Here is a 14,657-nt window from a genome sequence, read left to right on the forward strand (position 1 = left end):
ATTCCACATGACTTTTTCCGTTGTCGCCCGCTGTGCTGAAACGGGCCAGTTGGGCATTGCCATCAGTTCGTCGAGCATCGCCGTGGGCGCCCGTTGCCCGTGGCTGCAGCCGGGCGTGGGCGCGGTGGCGTCGCAGAACATCACCTTGCCTAGCCTGGGGCCGCAAGTATTGGACTTGCTGGCGCAGGGCGTGGCGCCAGATGAGGCGCTGGCCGTTCTGGCCGGGCAGGCACACAGTGAATATCGCCAGGTGACGGTGATTGATAGCCAGGGGCGCACTGCACATTTCAGTGGCGCCAAGACCTTGGGTATTCACAGCGCTGTCAGCGGTGAGCAGTGTGTAGCGGCGGGCAATATGCTCGCCAATCCGGGCGTGACCGAGGCCATGGTGCGCGCGTTTGAGAACGCACCGGGGCATTTGGCCGATCGGTTGCTGGCGGCGATGCATACCGGCCAGGCGCAAGGCGGTGAAGCGGGGCCGGTGCATTCGGCGGCGTTGATCGTGGTGGATGAGGTGCAGTGGCCCATCATCAACCTGCGCGTAGATTGGGCCGATGAAGACCCCATCGGCGCCCTTGATCAACTGTGGCAGGCCTATCGCGGGCAGTTGCAGGCCTACATCGACCGAGCCCTCAACCCGCAGATCGCCCCAGGTTATGCAGTGCCGGGAGACGACCGATGAACAGCCGCGAGCTGCTGGCGCAACTGGTGCGGTTCGACACCACCAGCCGCGAGTCCAACCTGGCCTTGATCGACTTTGTGCGCACCTACCTGCAGGGCCACGGCGTAGCCTGCGAGCTGGTGTTCAACGAGCACAAGAACAAGGCCAATTTGCTGGCGACCATCGGCCCGGCAGACGTGCCGGGCCTTGTGTTGTCCGGTCACACCGATGTGGTGCCGGTGGACGGCCAGCGCTGGAGCGTGGCGCCGTTCGAACTCACGGAAAAGGACGGCAAGTTGTACGGGCGCGGCACGGCGGACATGAAGGGCTACATCGCCTGCATGCTGGCCAGCGTGCCCGCGCTGGTGGCGGCGCCGTTGCGCATGCCGGTGCATATCGCGCTGTCCTATGACGAAGAAGTCGGCTGCCTGGGCGTGCGCGCGTTGATCGAGAGGTTCCATGGGCAAGCGGTCAAGCCGCTGCTGTGCGTGATCGGTGAGCCCACCGAGCTCAAGCCGGTGCTGGGCCACAAGGGCAAGTTGGCGGTGCGCTGCGAGGTACACGGCGCGGCGTGTCATTCGGCCTATGCACCGTCGGGCGTGAATGCCATCGAATATGCGGCGCGCTTGATCGGTGAACTGGTGCGGCTCGGTGAAGGGCTCAAGGCGCCGCAGCATTTGGACTCGCGTTTCGATCCACCGTTTTCCACCGTGCAGACCGGTGTGATCAACGGCGGCAAGGCGTTGAATATCGTCCCGCAAAATTGCAGCTTCGATTTTGAAGTGCGCGCGCTACCAGCCCAAAATCCTTGGCAGGTTGCCCAGCAATTGCAGCGCTACGCCGAACAGACCCTGCTGCCCGCAATGCAGGCGGTCAGTGCGCAAACGGCGATCAGTTTCAGTGAGCTGTCCAGCTATCCGGGGTTGGCGACATCGCTGCAAAGCCAGGCCGCCGAGTGGGTGGCGCAGTTCAGCGGCTCCCAGGAATTCGGCACTGTGGCGTTCGGCACCGAGGGCGGCCTGTTTGACCAGGCGGGTATTCCCACGGTGGTGTGTGGCCCCGGCAGCATGGAGCAGGGGCATAAGCCGGATGAATTTATCAGTGTTGAACAATTGGAGGCGTGTGACCGGATGTTGGCGCGGGTGGTGGAATTCGTACGCGTATAGGTACCTACCACCACAGGCCCGATCACTACAAAGTGTGAGGGCGCTATACCCATGTATGGTTCCGAGCCCTGATGCACCGTCGCACACTGTTTTGCAGGCGATCCCCTCGCCGCAAACCCAGGAGAGCGACCATGACCACATTACTCAAAGCCCCGACCGAAGAACTGGTGCCATCGCGCTACGCCGTGCGCGTCGGTGAAATCGATGTGCTGGTCATCAGTGACGGCGTGCTGCCGCTGCCGACCCAGACCATGTCCACCAACGCCACCCCCGCCGCCCGCGCCGCGTGGTTCAAGGAGATGTTCCTGGGGCCGGACGCCTTCGACTGGGCACTGAATGTGCTGGTGGTGCGCAGCGGTGAGCATGTGATTTTGGTGGACGCCGGCCTGGGCGGGCAGTTCCCTGGCTTCCCTCGGGCGGGGCAGTTTCCCAAGCGCCTGGAGGCTGCCGGTATCGCGCTGTCGTCGGTGACCGACATTGTGATCACCCATATGCACATGGACCATATCGGCGGGCTGCTGGTGGATGAGGTCAAAAGCAAACTGCGCCCCGACGTGCGCATCCACGTGGCTGCCATCGAGGTCGACTTCTGGGCCTCGCCAGACTTCACCTACACCGACATGCCCGCGCCGGTGCCCGACGTACTGAGGGCCACTGCCCAGCAATTCATGGCCCTGTACCAGGGCAACCTGCACACCTTCAACGATGAACAGCAGGTAGCGCCCGGTGTGGTCGCCAAGCTGACCGGTGGTCACACGCCGGGGCACAGCGTGGTGTATGTGACGTCCGGTGGCGAACGGCTGACCTTTGCCGGCGACGCGCTGTTCCCGGTGGCCTTCGAACACCCCGACTGGCACAACGGCTTCGAGCACGACCCTGAAGAGTCGGTGCGTGTTCGCGTGCGGCTGATGAACGAAGCAGCTGCAAGTGGCGAGTTGTTTGTGGCGACTCACTTGCCATTCCCCTCCGTAGGTCGGGTGGTGGCCGATGGGGACGCGTTCCGCTGGGTGGCGGCGTTTTGGGATTTTTGAGGGTGGCCAAGTGCTTGGGAAACAAGCGCTAATAGAATCGAACGGCTGCTCCTGTTAGGGCTGGACTACGTTTTTCTAACCGGCCATCGCCGGAACTGAAATTTCGCTAGCAACTACAAGGAGTAGCCACTAGGCTACAGGTGACACTGTGACCAACGTGATCGGCAGGACGCCGGAGTTTGATACATAGCTCGACGGTATGAGGGATGTGTGCGGGAAAACGGCGGTGCTGACCCGGTTGGACCGCGCCGAAGAAAACAACTTCGGCGACTGCGAGCCGGTAGGCGACGGCCTGAGTGAAATGCGTGTGTTTGTTGGTCCCGGCTACAGAATCTATTTTGTACGCGTGGGGATCGTTGCCTACCTGATGCTGTGGGGCAGCGATAAAACCGACCAGAAACGAGGAATCAAACGGGCAAAAGAGATCCTTGATGCCCTGAGAGGTCAATGAAATGAGTGAATCAAAATTCAAGCCCGAGGACATGCCGATCCTCGATCTGGACATCTCTGGCACCCGCGTCTACGAAGCCTCGCGCTTCCTCGACAGCCCGCAAGTGATCAGTGCTTACCTGGCGCAAAGCATGAAGTCCAACGACCCGCAGATACTGATGAAAGCGCTGGCCGAAGTGGCCAAGGCCCAAGGTGTGAACAAGGTGGCCGAGGCGGCGGGGGTCAATCGGGAGAGCTTGTACAAGACCCTCAAAGGCGGATCGAAAACCCGTTACGAGACGGTCCAGAAGCTGATGCTGGCGTTGGGGGTGGAGTTGACGGTGCAGCCGATTGCGACTCAAAAGGCGCCAGTGGTTGCCGGCAAGTCGTGACTTCAGTCCGACACTGGACCAAATGTGGAAGCGTCGCACCGCCGCTCCCACATTTTTGAATTGCGCTGTTTTAGCTTATCGAACCAGGCAGGGCTGTTTGTTGTTGTATGTCCACCCGGGGATCAAAAACTGCATCGCCACACTGTCATCCCGCGCCCCAAGGCCCATGCCCTTGTACAGTTCATGGGCCTTGGCCACGGCGTCCATGTCGATATCCACCCCCAGGCCCGGCTTGGCCGGAACCTTCACATACCCCCCTTCGATTTTCAGCGGTGCCTTGGTCAGGCGCTGGCCGTCCTGCCAGATCCAGTGGGTGTCGATGGCCGTGATCTCACCCGGTGCAGCGGCCGCGACCTGGGTGAACATCGCCAGGGAAATATCGAAGTGGTTGTTGGAGTGCGAGCCCCAGGTCAGGCCCCAGTCATTGCACATCTGCGCCACGCGCACCGAGCCCTGCATCGTCCAGAAGTGCGGATCGGCCAGGGGGATATCCACCGACTGCAACTGAACGGCGTGGCCCATTTCGCGCCAGTCGGTGGCGATCATGTTGGTGGCGGTCTTGAGCCCCGTGGCGCGACGGAACTCGGCCATGACTTCGCGGCCGGAGTAGCCGTTTTCGGCGCCGCAAGGGTCTTCGGCATAAGCCAGCACCTTGTGCTGGTCGCGGCACAGGCGGATGGCTTCCTTGAGGGACCAGGCGCCGTTCGGGTCGAGGGTGATGCGCGCGTCGGGGAAGCGCTCGGCCAGGGCGGTGACCGCCTCGATTTCTGCATCGCCACTCAGTACGCCGCCCTTGAGCTTGAAGTCGTTGAAGCCGTATTTGGCTTTGGCGGCTTCGGCCAGGCGCACGACTGCATCGGCGGTCAGGGCCTTTTCATGGCGCAGGCGAAACCACTCATCATCAGCGTCGGCCTCATTGCGGTAGGCCAGGTCGGTCGCGTTGCGGTCGCCGACATAGAACAGGTAACCGAGCATTTTCACCGCATCACGCTGCTGCCCTTCACCGAGCAACGCCGCCACTGGCACTTCGAGGAACTGGCCCAGCAGGTCAAGCAAGGCGGCTTCCATCGCGGTGACGGCGTGGATGGTGATGCGCAGGTCAAACGTCTGCAGGCCGCGCCCGGCAGCATCACGGGAAGCAAAGGTGGTGCGCATCTGGTTGAGAATGCGCTGGTACTGGCCGATGGGTTGGCCGATCACCAGGCTGCGGGCATCTTCCAGGGTTTCGCGGATGCGTTCGCCACCGGGCACTTCGCCCACGCCCGTGTTGCCCGAACTGTCCTTGAGAATGACGATATTGCGCGTGAAGTAAGGGCCGTGGGCGCCGCTGAGGTTGAGCAGCATGCTGTCGTGGCCGGCGACGGGAATGACCTGGAAGTGGGTAACGATAGGCGTCGTCATGGCAGGTTCCTAAAGGGTTCAGAGTGGTTTGCTGATGGCGGTGCCCGTCGGCACAACGCGGGGTGAGTTCGATGCGGCGGTAGGTGCGGTCTTGGCAAAGAACACCAGGATTGCGGCGAGCACCGAGGTGCCTGCCAGGCCGTAGAGGCCGCCCTGGATCGAGCCGGTGGTCTGCTCCAGAAAGCCGAACGTGGTCGGCGCAACAAAGCCGCCCAGGTTGCCGATGGAGTTGATCAGCGCGATTACCGCCGCAGCGATGCGCACGTCCAGGTAGCCCTGGGGGATCGGCCAGAACAGCGACGACGCCGATTTGAACCCGATGGCCGCAAAACAGATCGCCACAAAGGCAAAGATCGGCCCGCCAGTGGTGGACATGAACATGCCCGCCGCCGCAATCAACAGGGCCGCCGCGACCCAGGCCTGCTGGAACTTGAACTTGCCCGACAGCGAGGCGAAGGCGTACATGGCGATGATCGAGATCAGCCACGGGATCGAGTTGAAGAACCCGACCTGTACGTCGCTCAAGTCGCCCATTTTTTTGATGATGCTCGGCAGCCAGAAAGTGGCGGCGTAGATGGTCAGTTGGATGCAGAAATACAGGGCGCAGAACAGCAGGATCTGCCGGTCTTTGAGCAACTTGCCAATGGTCGGTTTGACGCTGGTCAACGCCTCACGCTGGCGCTGCTCTGCGTCGATGGCACCTACCAGCGCATCCTGTTCTTCGCGCGTCATCCACTTGGCGTCGTGGGGCTTGGAGTCGAGCCAGAACCACACAAAGAAACCGATCACCACCGACGCCAGGCCTTCGATGGCAAACATCCATTGCCAGCCGTGAAAGCCGAACCCTTCGATCTGCAACAGAGCCCCCGACAGCGGCCCGGAGATCAGCGAAGCAACCGCCGAACCACTGAGGAAAATCGCGATGGCCTTGCCGCGCTCCACCCCTGGCAGCCAGCGGGTGAAGTAGTAGATCACCCCCGGAAAGAAGCCGGCCTCGGCCACCCCCAGCAGAAACCGCAGGATGTAGAAGTGGGTTTCGTTCTGGATGAACGCCATCAGCGTGGCGACGATGCCCCAGGTGAACATGATGCGGGTCAGCCAGATACGGGCGCCGACCTTTTGCAGCAGCATATTGGAGGGCACTTCGAACAGGGCGTAGCCGATGAAGAACAGCCCGGCGCCAAACCCGTAGGCGGCTGCGCCGATGCCCAGGTCATGCTCCATGTGCGTGCGCACAAAGCCGATATTGACCCGGTCGATGTAGTTGAGGATGAACATGATCACGAACAGTGGGAGCACATGGCTCTTCACTTTGCGCACGGCGCGCGCGAGGACGGGATCTCTTTCTGAAGCGGCAGATGCATGGCCTGAATGAGTCACCATTCAAAACTCCCCCTGATTTGTTTTTATGTGGGTGTGCTTGTCTTGTTGATAGACATCATACAAGTTGGTTTCTGAAAACCGCAATGCGGGGAAGCGTGTATTTGTTCTTATAAGCAGCTGTTTGGTTGTGTTGTTTTGGTTATTTGTCAGTATTTGCTGGGCTTGGTCATGGTTTTTTTAAAGGTTAGGGTCTGTGGGGTGGGGTTGTGTCGTGGGTGGCCAATTCGGGTTGTAATATTAGTTGTCATACAAGATGTGGGTTTTTTCAATCAGCGCCGCCTCGCCTTCGGGCAGGGTGTTAAGCTCCCACCCAGCCAACCCCGTGGACCCGTAGCAATGCCCATAGAAAGCGAACCCCCTGTTCGTCGACGTTCCAACAACCTGGCCCAAGGCGTGGTCGACGCACTGACCCAGCGCATCCTGCTGGGCCAGTTGAAACCCGGCGAAAAACTGCCGTCCGAATCCACCATCGTTGCCGAGCATGGCGTCAGCCGTACCGTGGTGCGCGAGGCGCTGTCGAAGTTGCAGGCGTCAGGGCTGGTGGAAACGCGCCACGGCATCGGCACCTTCGTGCTCGCGCCCCAAGCGCAATCCGGGTTGCGCCTGAACGTCGACACCGTGGCCAGCGTGCGCAGCATGCTCGAACTGCGCCTGGGCCTGGAGGTACAGGCCGTGGCCCTGGCCGCGTTGCGCAGGAGCGACGACCAGCTGGCCCGCATGCGCGAGGCGCTTAGCGACTACCAGGCTTCCCTGGCCAACAACGACAGTTGCGTGGAAGAAGACAAACGCTTCCACCAACTGATCGCCGAAGCCACCGGCAACACCTTCTTTACTGAAATCATGCTGCACCTGGGCAACGCGATGATCCCGCGCACCCAGGTCAAAGGGGCTGAACGGGGCGGGGCGGACTTTGCCCAGTTGGGCCAGTTGGCGAACCTGGAGCACGAGGCCATCTTCAACGCGATCAAACGCCAGGACCCCGACGCAGCACGCGCCGCGATGGTGCTGCACTTGACCAACAGTCGCGACCGATTTTCCGGAGAGTAGGGCCGTTGAACGAACACACTTTATCCATGCGCCTAGAGCGCGTGGCGGCGAACGTACCTGCCGGTGCGCGCCTGGCCGATATCGGCTCGGACCATGGCTATTTGCCGGTGGCGTTGATGCGCCGAGGCCTGATCACGGCCGCGGTGGCGGGGGAGGTGGCGAGCACGCCGTTCCATGCGGCGCTGCGCACCGTGCGGGACAATGGCCTGGAGCACCAGGTGACCGTGCGCCTGGCCAATGGCTTGGCGGCCATTGAGCCGGATGATGGCATCACCGCGATCAGCATCTGCGGCATGGGTGGCGAGACGATTCGCGACATCCTCGAAAGCGGCAAGGCGCACTTGAGTGGCCGCGAGCGCTTGATCCTGCAACCCAACGGCGGTGAGCAACCGCTGCGCCAATGGTTGATGGACAACGGCTACGCCATCCTCAAAGAAGAGCTGCTGCACGAGAACCGTTTCTACTACGAAATCATCCTTGCCGAACGCGCCGGGCCGGTGGTCTACAGCGCTGAGCAGCTGTACTTTGGCCCTTTGCAAATGCAAGCTCGCAGCCCGGCGTTTATTGCCAAGTGGCAGCGCCTCCTTCGTCAAAAACACAAAACCCTGGCCGGCCTGGAGCGCGCACAGCAGGCATTGGCGCAAGACAAACTTGAAGACATCAACCAGCAGATCAAGTGGATCACCGCGCTGCTGGCCTGATAACCCTTTATCACCAAGGAACCCCGCAATGGCCGACGCCACCAACCAAGCCTTTTACGACCGCGCCGACGCGCATATCGAGTTGTCGAACGAGCAGCTCAAGACCTGCGAAAACCTCGGCGAGGTCAGTGCCTCGATGATGTTCGGCACCACCCGGTTCAATGCCTGGGCCAGTGCGCGCAACTTCAAATCCGGCGCAGAAATGGCCGATGCACGGGAGGCGATGTTGAAGTACTTCTGTGACCAGTACCGGATGATGCTGGAGGACAACCTGGATGATCAAATCAACAATTTCAGCCGGTACAGTGCCTCACAGGCCCCGGAATAAGCAGGTCTGATGCAGGTCAAAATCCGGAAGGGGCGGTGCGACGATTCGACTTGCTCCCGATAGCGGCGTGTCCGTCGCCACATGCATTTGCTGACACACCGCTTTCGCGAGCAAGCCCGCTCCCACAACTGATACGGGTCAAGGCGCGGGATCTGCTTGCGCTGGCGGCGGCTGCACAGGGGCTACCGCCGTCGGGCTGATCAGGTTGGTGTATTCCTCAATGATGCGGTTGATCGCCTCCGGCGGTTCGCAGGCCTTGAACTCAATGCGGATCTGTACTTCGTCGGGGTCGCGATCGTGGCCTTCGCGCTTGCTGGTGCCAAAGGTGACGAAAAATTTCTCGCTTTGCAGGTCGCCGTTTTCCAGAGTGTGGTTGGCTTTTTGCACTTCGGTGCTGTGCATTTTTACCGACAGGTCTACAGCCATCTTGTGCAGCGCCAAGCCTTTGGGGGCCACCAGAGCGATCAGCGGTACGCTGATGGTATGGCCCTGCGTCAGGGCGATATCGACCATCTTGGCCTTCATCGGCGTGCCCAGGTCTTCCACGTTGTAGTCAAAGAACTGGTCGAACAAAGCGATGTACTGCTGGGCAATCAGGTTATGCGTCGCGGCCGCCGCCTGATGCAACCCTCGGGTAATGTGGCTTAAGTCACTGGCCGACATGGGTTCCTTGGGACGCGAAAAAAATGCCATGGTGAGTTCCTTTCAAGTCAAGTGGGTTGCCCCGTCCTGAGGGCGGGGCGAAGGGGTTATCAGGTTTTATCGACGGGTTTGTCGGCGGGTTTGGCCGCAGGTTTTGCCTCGGGTTTGGCGTCAGGTTTTGCGTCAGGCAGAGGCAGTACCCCGGCTTTTGGCAACTCTGTTGCGCTGGTGGGTTTGGCGTCTGGGAGGGTGACCGGTTTGGTGGCGGCATCGGTGAGGAAATCGATGACGCGCATCAGCGCTTCCGGTGGGTCCTGGCGAACGATGCTGGTCTTTATTTCGTAACGTGCGCGGGTATCGCTCTTGCGCGTCTGGGCCGATTTATGACTGGCGGCACCCTTGACGGAAACACTGAAAGGCCCCCATCCCAGAGAAGAGCTGAAGCTACCGGACGCGCTGGTGCTGCTGGTGTCCTCAGCCATCTGAGTGATGGTCAGCTCAAACTCGATGCTGCCTTGCTCGATGGTGATGTTGGGGTGACTGATCGCGGCCAGCAAAGGAATGCGCATGGTCTTGCTGACCGAGCCCTTGTACACGCCCTGTTCGTCGACGAGGGTTTCGTCATAGTCGAACTGTACCGACACGGCCTTGCCGTCCTGGATACACACGCCCATGAGAAAGTCCGCATAGGCTTTGCTGGCGCCCACTTGCGCCTGGATCATTGCCATCAACGGGCCGGAGATCATCTTGTCCAGAGGAAGGGCGGCGATCACGCCTCCAATGAGACCTTTATCAATATCTGCCATGGTTAATTTCCTTATCGTAAGTGCGCGAAAGTGCGCAACTTCAATCTATCCATGCGGCACTGTCTGATTCAGTAGGAAGTAATTACCGATGAATGCAGCCGTCCTGGCGCCGGATATTGGCGATTTGTCGAAGGCTCAACCCATACTTCTCGGCTAATGCACTTCGCGATATGCCATCGGAAATACTTAATTGAATGTTCTGGTTACGGATTTGCCGAAAGAAATGGTCGGACTTCGGTATCTCCAGGGAAATACCCGCGAAATCGTTTATCAGCGCCTGCAAAGCTTCCGGCGACAGCACCAGTGCAAGTGACGTGCGCTGGGCATGTTTGGGGATGTATTTGGGGCGGCCGCCATACACGCACGTCAGGCGAAAAGCATTTTCCAAACCGATACAGGCAACCAGCACCTGAAGAGAGTGGGGGAGTTGTCGAACATCTATGTGTTCCAAGTCTTTCGGTTCCATCGGCCTAACCTCCTTGGGATGAGAGCTAGTCAGAGCTTAGGAAGTAATGAGTGCCGATAAGCAGTAGGAAACTTTACCTATGAAGATAAGGAAGTTTTACCTTCTGAAGGTGTCGCTGCACGGGTGGTGGACTGCAGTTTCCTAAACCAAGAGGAAACTCCCCATGTCCAACCATTCGATTGATATGGCGTTTATCGCCCAGCTTGAAGGTGGGCCCGCCACACGCGGTTATGTGCCAGACCCGGAACACAGTCGCAGCGGCGTGACCATTGGCACCGGCTTTGATCTGGGCCAGCAGAAAAACCTGAATATGTTGCCCCAGGACCTCAGTGACCGGCTGGCGCCCTACCTGGGCCTGATCGGCGCAAAAGCCGTGGCGCGCCTGCAAACGTTGCCGTTGAACGTGAGCGCCGAGGATGCCCGCAGGATCGATGAGGCCTACAAGGCGCCATTTATTGAGCGTTTGGCCGACCAATACAGCAAAGCCGCCGCAAGCCCCTTTGATGCGTTACCCGCCGCCATGCAAACGGTGATCGCCTCCGTTGCGTTCCAATACGGCAACCTGGCCGTGCGTACGCCTAAGTTCTGGGCGCAAGTGGTCGCTGCAGACTGGAAAGCCGCCGAAAGTAACTTGCGAAACTTTGGTGATCGTTATGCCACGCGGCGCGGTAAGGAAGCGGATTTGTTGGCGAGTGCGGTGTAAACACAAAGAGACAGCCACCCGAGATAATCTTGGGTGGCTGCACGCATCAAGGGCACGGCTTGGCCAGCAACAAACTGACAGTCTGCATCGCGTTCACATCTTCAACATCTGTGCCATTAGGCAGGGTGCGCCAGTCCACATCGACGCACAGTGCAGTCACCACGACTTTGTTGTCCAGGCCCACTTTTATCGCGAAGTCATAGCGATAAGTAGCGCGCGTTGATGCAAAGGGCGTTACGTTTGTTGCATCGCTTAATACGGTAGACACCAGGTCGGGTATTTGTGCCATCGGTACGGTAAAGTAAGTTCGGGAATCATCTTGGAAATAACCGGCTGTGCGTGTGGCTTTCCATAATTGCTGCCACTGAAACTTACTGGCATGGGCGTTCAGTGTGAAGGCGTATTCTTTTAAGGTTTGGGGTTCGACTTGCGCAGTGTCTAGTGCGTGTACAGGTGCCGCCAATATGTACAGCGCAGCGAGCACGGTGTTAATCAATAGTCGATGTTCCATGGTCAACTCCTGATAAAGGTGGGATGGAAAAAAGCCTGTTCGAAAACAGGCTTTTTTCGAGCGCGTCGGTCGTTACTCAATAGCTGTGTTCCACCAGGTATTCCCAGTTGTCGGCGTTTTTGATGACTTTGCGCAGGTTATCGTCGGATTGCTCTGCCTGCTCCACGAGTTCGAGGCATTGCTCAACGCCGTAGGCATGATCGTTGGTGCGCAGCACATTCCTGAAGTGGCTGGTTTCATGGATCAGTGTTCCTGCGCGCGAGTCAGTGCCGTAGGTCGACGTCGTGAAGAAGCGCTCTCCCAACGTGATTGCATGGGGTGTTTGGTTGGGGTTGACTTCGGCATACCAGTTGACCCCCGGTTCACAAAAGATCCGGTCTTGATGGATTGCCTGTAGCGCGTCGAAAATCCGCTGCAGACCGTCCGCAAGAAAATTCAGGTCTTCGGGATGGTCGAGGGCCATCCAGCGTTGAGCTACGCCAGCATGGCCATTTCTCAATTGCGCAATGGTGTACTGCAATGAGCGCAGGGCTGCATATCGAGCGGCGCGGAAGGTTCTTTGTTCGATAGGGTTGAGTTTGCGAGGCATGATAAATCTCCGTGGGTGTTTGGAGATTTCAGTGTGAGGGGCTGTAAGCTGCGTATTCAGCAGGAAGTTATTCCGCCGTTCCCTCTGGGTTACCGGCACGCCCATCGGTGAGTTATAACGCCCCATTTTCGCGCACGCAACGCCGCCCCAGCATCCCCGAACCGCCGGTTTCATGGGAGAACGCTAGCGGCCCACATCTTGCTTGTCCCTTAGCAATCAATGACATGGCGTTTTGCCGTTAGGTTGTTTTGGGGAGTGGTCGTACATGCACAGCCTTTTATCACCGGGTATCCGCCTGCTGGGGCGTTTTGGCTTTGCACGCAAATTCCAGATTCTGTTCTTGCTGTTCATGCTGCCCCTGGCGGGCAGCCTGTGGATGATCGGCGCGGACTACCGCGACAAGCTCGGCGTGATCACCCGCGAGCAGTCCGGCGTGCGTCAGCTGCTGGCCATGGACGCGCTGGACGGCCAACTGACCGCCCAACGCAACCTGGCAGCACGCTGGAAAGCGGCGGATATCATGCACGCTCCTACGCCGGCGGCGAAGGCGGCCATGGATAAAGTGGATGCGAGTTTCCCGCTGATCCTGCAAAGCCTGCAGGCCTTGGGCGAGTCCCTGAAAACCCAGAACGCCAGCGCCGACACCCTGGCCCGTTTCGAGGCATTGCAAGCCACGGTCAAGGGCATGGACTCTGCCTCCCTGCGCACCGTGGGCTGGTGGCCGGATGGCTACGACCGCTTCACCGCTGCCCTGACCGCCATGCAAACCCTGCGCGAACAGATCACTCTGGACTCCGGCCTGATCCTCGACCCTTGGCTGGAAACCTACTTGCTGATGCAGATTTCCACCCAGCAAACCCCCGACCTGATCGAGCGTATCGGCCGCATGGCCAGCGTGGGTCAATCGTCCATCGCTTCTGGGCAGTTCACCCTGCAAAGCCGCTTGCAAATGCGCGACTTGCGCGGCCGCATGGGGGATGCGCGGGACCAGTTGTACAAGGCTGCTGCGTCCCTCAAGGCCAAGCAATACGCCGGCATCGAGGCGTGGACCACGCAGTACGACAACAGCCTGCAACGCCTGGACAACGAGCTCAAAGTGCTTGATGACGGCGTGTTCGGCGGCACCATCAAGCTCGACACGGCGGCGTTCGAAGGCAGTGTGGACGCCATGCTCGACGGTCTGGGTGCGCTGCGTAACCAGTCGCTGAATTCTTTGGACGCGCGGCTCGGTTATTACCACGATCGCTCGCTGCAGCAGATCATTCCCGTGGCGGCAACCTTCAGCCTGCTGGCATTGGCCGCGCTGTACCTGTTCGTATGCCTGCAAGCCTCCATCCGCCGCAGTGCCAGCGGTATCACTACCCTGGCCGAGTCCCTGCGTGACGGTAACCTGTGCGTGGAAGTGGCGGTGCAGGGGCGCGATGAACTTGCGGCTATCAGCACCGCGCTGAACGTGGCGGTGATGCAGTTGCGCACCAGCCTGATGGGGGTCAACCACGAGACGCAGCAATTGGGCACGGCGGTGCTCACCCTCAATTCGCAGTCGGGCAGCACCCTCACCGACGTCGAAGACCAGCAACAGCAAATCAGTCAGATTGCCGCCGCCGCCACCCAGTTGGCGGCCACGTCACTGGGCGTCGCCAAAAGCTGCGAACAAGCCTCGGGCAGCGCCCAGCAGACCCGGCGTATCGCCGAAGACAGCAGCCGCGACAGCCAACGCACCACGGCCAGCATCCAGCAACTCAACCAGCGCCTGACCGACACCGCTCACGCGCTGGAGCAGGTGAGCCAGCAGGGCCAGCAGATCCAATCGGTGGTCGACACCATTCGCGGCATCGCCGAGCAAACCAACCTGCTGGCACTGAACGCCGCCATCGAAGCCGCCCGCGCGGGCGAGCAGGGCCGGGGTTTTGCGGTAGTGGCCGATGAAGTGCGCAGCCTGTCCCAGCGCACCCAGGCCTCCACTGCGCAAATTGCCGGCACCGTGGACAGCCTGCGGGCGACGGTAAGCCAGGCGGTCACCCTAATGGGCGCCGCGTGCGAACAAGCGCTGACCGATGCCGAGTCCGTCACTGGGCTGGGCGCACGCTTGGGCGAGATTGCCGGCGCGGTGCAAAACGTCACCGATACCTTGGCGCAGATCGCCACGGCGGTGGAGGAGCAAGCGGCGACGGCCGACGAAGTGAGCGGCAACATCCAGCAGGTGGACCAAGCGGCGGGGCGCTTGTTGGATGGCGCGCGTGCGGTTAATCGGGCGGCGGATACCTTGAGCAAGGGTAGCCAGGCCCTAAGTGATAACACCGCAAGGTTCCGCCTGAGCTGAGTACCCCCTTGTGGGAGCGGGCTTGCTCGCGAAGGCGGTGTGTCAGTCACTTCAATGGGTTGACTGACACACCGTATT

The 14,657-nt window shown here is 60.1% G+C and carries 17 protein-coding genes; 10 read left to right on the forward strand and 7 right to left on the reverse strand.

Annotation, left to right across the window (positions count from 1 at the left end):
* Positions 1-7 precede the first annotated feature (7 nt).
* From DYL59_RS13925 to DYL59_RS13945, 5 genes are all read left to right on the forward strand, one after another.
* Positions 8-682, forward strand: coding sequence for a DUF1028 domain-containing protein (locus DYL59_RS13925; RefSeq protein ID WP_135289707.1), 675 nt, complete (start codon positions 8-10; stop codon positions 680-682).
* Positions 679-1,827 (forward strand): acetylornithine deacetylase, encoded by a 1,149-nt coding sequence (gene argE / locus DYL59_RS13930; protein WP_135289708.1) that lies wholly within the window; start codon positions 679-681, stop codon positions 1,825-1,827. Before DYL59_RS13925 ends, argE begins: the two co-directional genes overlap by 4 nt.
* A gap of 131 nt (positions 1,828-1,958) precedes the next feature.
* Positions 1,959-2,858, forward strand: coding sequence for an MBL fold metallo-hydrolase (locus DYL59_RS13935; protein WP_238340683.1), 900 nt, complete (start codon positions 1,959-1,961; stop codon positions 2,856-2,858).
* Between the two features lie 199 nt (positions 2,859-3,057).
* The gene (locus DYL59_RS13940; RefSeq protein WP_238340684.1) at positions 3,058-3,309 is read left to right on the forward strand and encodes a type II toxin-antitoxin system RelE/ParE family toxin; all 252 of its coding nucleotides are present in this window, start codon (positions 3,058-3,060) and stop codon (positions 3,307-3,309) included.
* A gap of 1 nt (position 3,310) precedes the next feature.
* Positions 3,311-3,679, forward strand: coding sequence for an addiction module antidote protein (locus DYL59_RS13945; protein WP_135289710.1), 369 nt, complete (start codon positions 3,311-3,313; stop codon positions 3,677-3,679).
* 75 nt (positions 3,680-3,754) lie between these two features.
* Here the strand turns inward: DYL59_RS13945 and gudD are convergent, their stop codons facing one another.
* The gene (gudD, locus tag DYL59_RS13950; protein ID WP_135289711.1) at positions 3,755-5,080 is read right to left on the reverse strand and encodes a glucarate dehydratase; all 1,326 of its coding nucleotides are present in this window, start codon (positions 5,078-5,080) and stop codon (positions 3,755-3,757) included.
* An 18-nt stretch (positions 5,081-5,098) separates the two neighbouring features.
* A complete protein-coding gene (locus DYL59_RS13955) occupies positions 5,099-6,460 on the reverse strand; it encodes an MFS transporter (protein ID WP_135289722.1) in 1,362 nt (453 codons plus the stop codon).
* A gap of 339 nt (positions 6,461-6,799) precedes the next feature.
* Here DYL59_RS13955 and DYL59_RS13960 point away from each other — a divergent pair, with 339 nt between their 5' ends.
* Genes DYL59_RS13960 through DYL59_RS13970 form a run of 3 tightly spaced genes read left to right on the forward strand, consistent with a single transcriptional unit; the run spans position 6,800 to position 8,539 of the window.
* A complete protein-coding gene (locus tag DYL59_RS13960; protein WP_135289712.1) occupies positions 6,800-7,510 on the forward strand; it encodes a FadR/GntR family transcriptional regulator in 711 nt (236 codons plus the stop codon).
* A gap of 5 nt (positions 7,511-7,515) precedes the next feature.
* Positions 7,516-8,211 (forward strand): tRNA (adenine(22)-N(1))-methyltransferase, encoded by a 696-nt coding sequence (locus tag DYL59_RS13965; protein ID WP_135289713.1) that lies wholly within the window; start codon positions 7,516-7,518, stop codon positions 8,209-8,211.
* A gap of 28 nt (positions 8,212-8,239) precedes the next feature.
* Positions 8,240-8,539, forward strand: coding sequence for a DUF3144 domain-containing protein (locus DYL59_RS13970; protein WP_135289714.1), 300 nt, complete (start codon positions 8,240-8,242; stop codon positions 8,537-8,539).
* 138 nt (positions 8,540-8,677) lie between these two features.
* Here DYL59_RS13970 and DYL59_RS13975 read toward each other — a convergent pair whose 3' ends face one another.
* The 3 genes from DYL59_RS13975 to DYL59_RS13985 form a co-directional block, all read right to left on the reverse strand.
* Complete coding sequence (locus tag DYL59_RS13975; RefSeq protein WP_135289715.1) at positions 8,678-9,232, reverse strand: DUF2589 domain-containing protein; 555 nt, start codon at positions 9,230-9,232, stop codon at positions 8,678-8,680.
* 59 nt (positions 9,233-9,291) lie between these two features.
* Positions 9,292-9,987: a DUF2589 domain-containing protein gene (locus tag DYL59_RS13980; protein WP_135289716.1), complete on the reverse strand. Its 696-nt coding sequence runs from the start codon at positions 9,985-9,987 to the stop codon at positions 9,292-9,294.
* Positions 9,988-10,069: 82 nt separating this feature from the next.
* On the reverse strand, positions 10,070-10,453 hold the full coding sequence (locus DYL59_RS13985) for a Mor transcription activator family protein (RefSeq protein WP_135289717.1): 384 nt from the start codon (positions 10,451-10,453) through the stop codon (positions 10,070-10,072).
* Positions 10,454-10,616: 163 nt separating this feature from the next.
* Here DYL59_RS13985 and DYL59_RS13990 point away from each other — a divergent pair, with 163 nt between their 5' ends.
* The gene (locus DYL59_RS13990; protein WP_135289718.1) at positions 10,617-11,156 is read left to right on the forward strand and encodes a pesticin C-terminus-like muramidase; all 540 of its coding nucleotides are present in this window, start codon (positions 10,617-10,619) and stop codon (positions 11,154-11,156) included.
* 46 nt (positions 11,157-11,202) lie between these two features.
* Here the strand turns inward: DYL59_RS13990 and DYL59_RS13995 are convergent, their stop codons facing one another.
* Both DYL59_RS13995 and DYL59_RS14000 read right to left on the reverse strand, forming a co-directional pair.
* Positions 11,203-11,667, reverse strand: coding sequence for a hypothetical protein (locus DYL59_RS13995; protein ID WP_135289719.1), 465 nt, complete (start codon positions 11,665-11,667; stop codon positions 11,203-11,205).
* Positions 11,668-11,743: 76 nt separating this feature from the next.
* A complete protein-coding gene (locus DYL59_RS14000) occupies positions 11,744-12,256 on the reverse strand; it encodes a M35 family metallo-endopeptidase (protein WP_135289720.1) in 513 nt (170 codons plus the stop codon).
* Between the two features lie 265 nt (positions 12,257-12,521).
* On the opposite strand from DYL59_RS14000, the gene DYL59_RS14005 reads away from it, so the two are divergent.
* Positions 12,522-14,579 carry a methyl-accepting chemotaxis protein gene (locus DYL59_RS14005; protein ID WP_135289721.1) on the forward strand — a complete coding sequence of 686 codons (2,058 nt, stop codon included), beginning with the start codon at positions 12,522-12,524 and terminating at the stop codon, positions 14,577-14,579.
* Positions 14,580-14,657: the final 78 nt, after the last annotated feature.

This window comes from Pseudomonas kairouanensis, from assembly GCF_004682055.1.
Classification (GTDB): domain Bacteria; phylum Pseudomonadota; class Gammaproteobacteria; order Pseudomonadales; family Pseudomonadaceae; genus Aquipseudomonas; species Aquipseudomonas kairouanensis.

What these genes read in the sequence shown, in the direction of transcription:
- DYL59_RS13960 (WP_135289712.1), top strand. Translation starts at nt 6,800, where the DNA reads ATGCCCATAGAAAGCGAACCCCCTGTTCGTCGACGTTCCAACAACCTG.
- DYL59_RS14000 (WP_135289720.1), bottom strand. Translation starts at nt 12,256, where the DNA reads ATGCCTCGCAAACTCAACCCTATCGAACAAAGAACCTTCCGCGCCGCT.
- DYL59_RS13925 (WP_135289707.1), top strand. Translation starts at nt 8, where the DNA reads ATGACTTTTTCCGTTGTCGCCCGCTGTGCTGAAACGGGCCAGTTGGGC.
- DYL59_RS13990 (WP_135289718.1), top strand. Translation starts at nt 10,617, where the DNA reads ATGTCCAACCATTCGATTGATATGGCGTTTATCGCCCAGCTTGAAGGT.
- DYL59_RS13975 (WP_135289715.1), bottom strand. Translation starts at nt 9,232, where the DNA reads ATGGCATTTTTTTCGCGTCCCAAGGAACCCATGTCGGCCAGTGACTTA.
- argE (WP_135289708.1), top strand. Translation starts at nt 679, where the DNA reads ATGAACAGCCGCGAGCTGCTGGCGCAACTGGTGCGGTTCGACACCACC.
- DYL59_RS13970 (WP_135289714.1), top strand. Translation starts at nt 8,240, where the DNA reads ATGGCCGACGCCACCAACCAAGCCTTTTACGACCGCGCCGACGCGCAT.
- DYL59_RS13995 (WP_135289719.1), bottom strand. Translation starts at nt 11,667, where the DNA reads ATGGAACATCGACTATTGATTAACACCGTGCTCGCTGCGCTGTACATA.
- DYL59_RS13980 (WP_135289716.1), bottom strand. Translation starts at nt 9,987, where the DNA reads ATGGCAGATATTGATAAAGGTCTCATTGGAGGCGTGATCGCCGCCCTT.
- DYL59_RS13940 (WP_238340684.1), top strand. Translation starts at nt 3,058, where the DNA reads ATGAGGGATGTGTGCGGGAAAACGGCGGTGCTGACCCGGTTGGACCGC.
- DYL59_RS14005 (WP_135289721.1), top strand. Translation starts at nt 12,522, where the DNA reads ATGCACAGCCTTTTATCACCGGGTATCCGCCTGCTGGGGCGTTTTGGC.
- DYL59_RS13935 (WP_238340683.1), top strand. Translation starts at nt 1,959, where the DNA reads ATGACCACATTACTCAAAGCCCCGACCGAAGAACTGGTGCCATCGCGC.
- DYL59_RS13945 (WP_135289710.1), top strand. Translation starts at nt 3,311, where the DNA reads ATGAGTGAATCAAAATTCAAGCCCGAGGACATGCCGATCCTCGATCTG.
- gudD (WP_135289711.1), bottom strand. Translation starts at nt 5,080, where the DNA reads ATGACGACGCCTATCGTTACCCACTTCCAGGTCATTCCCGTCGCCGGC.
- DYL59_RS13985 (WP_135289717.1), bottom strand. Translation starts at nt 10,453, where the DNA reads ATGGAACCGAAAGACTTGGAACACATAGATGTTCGACAACTCCCCCAC.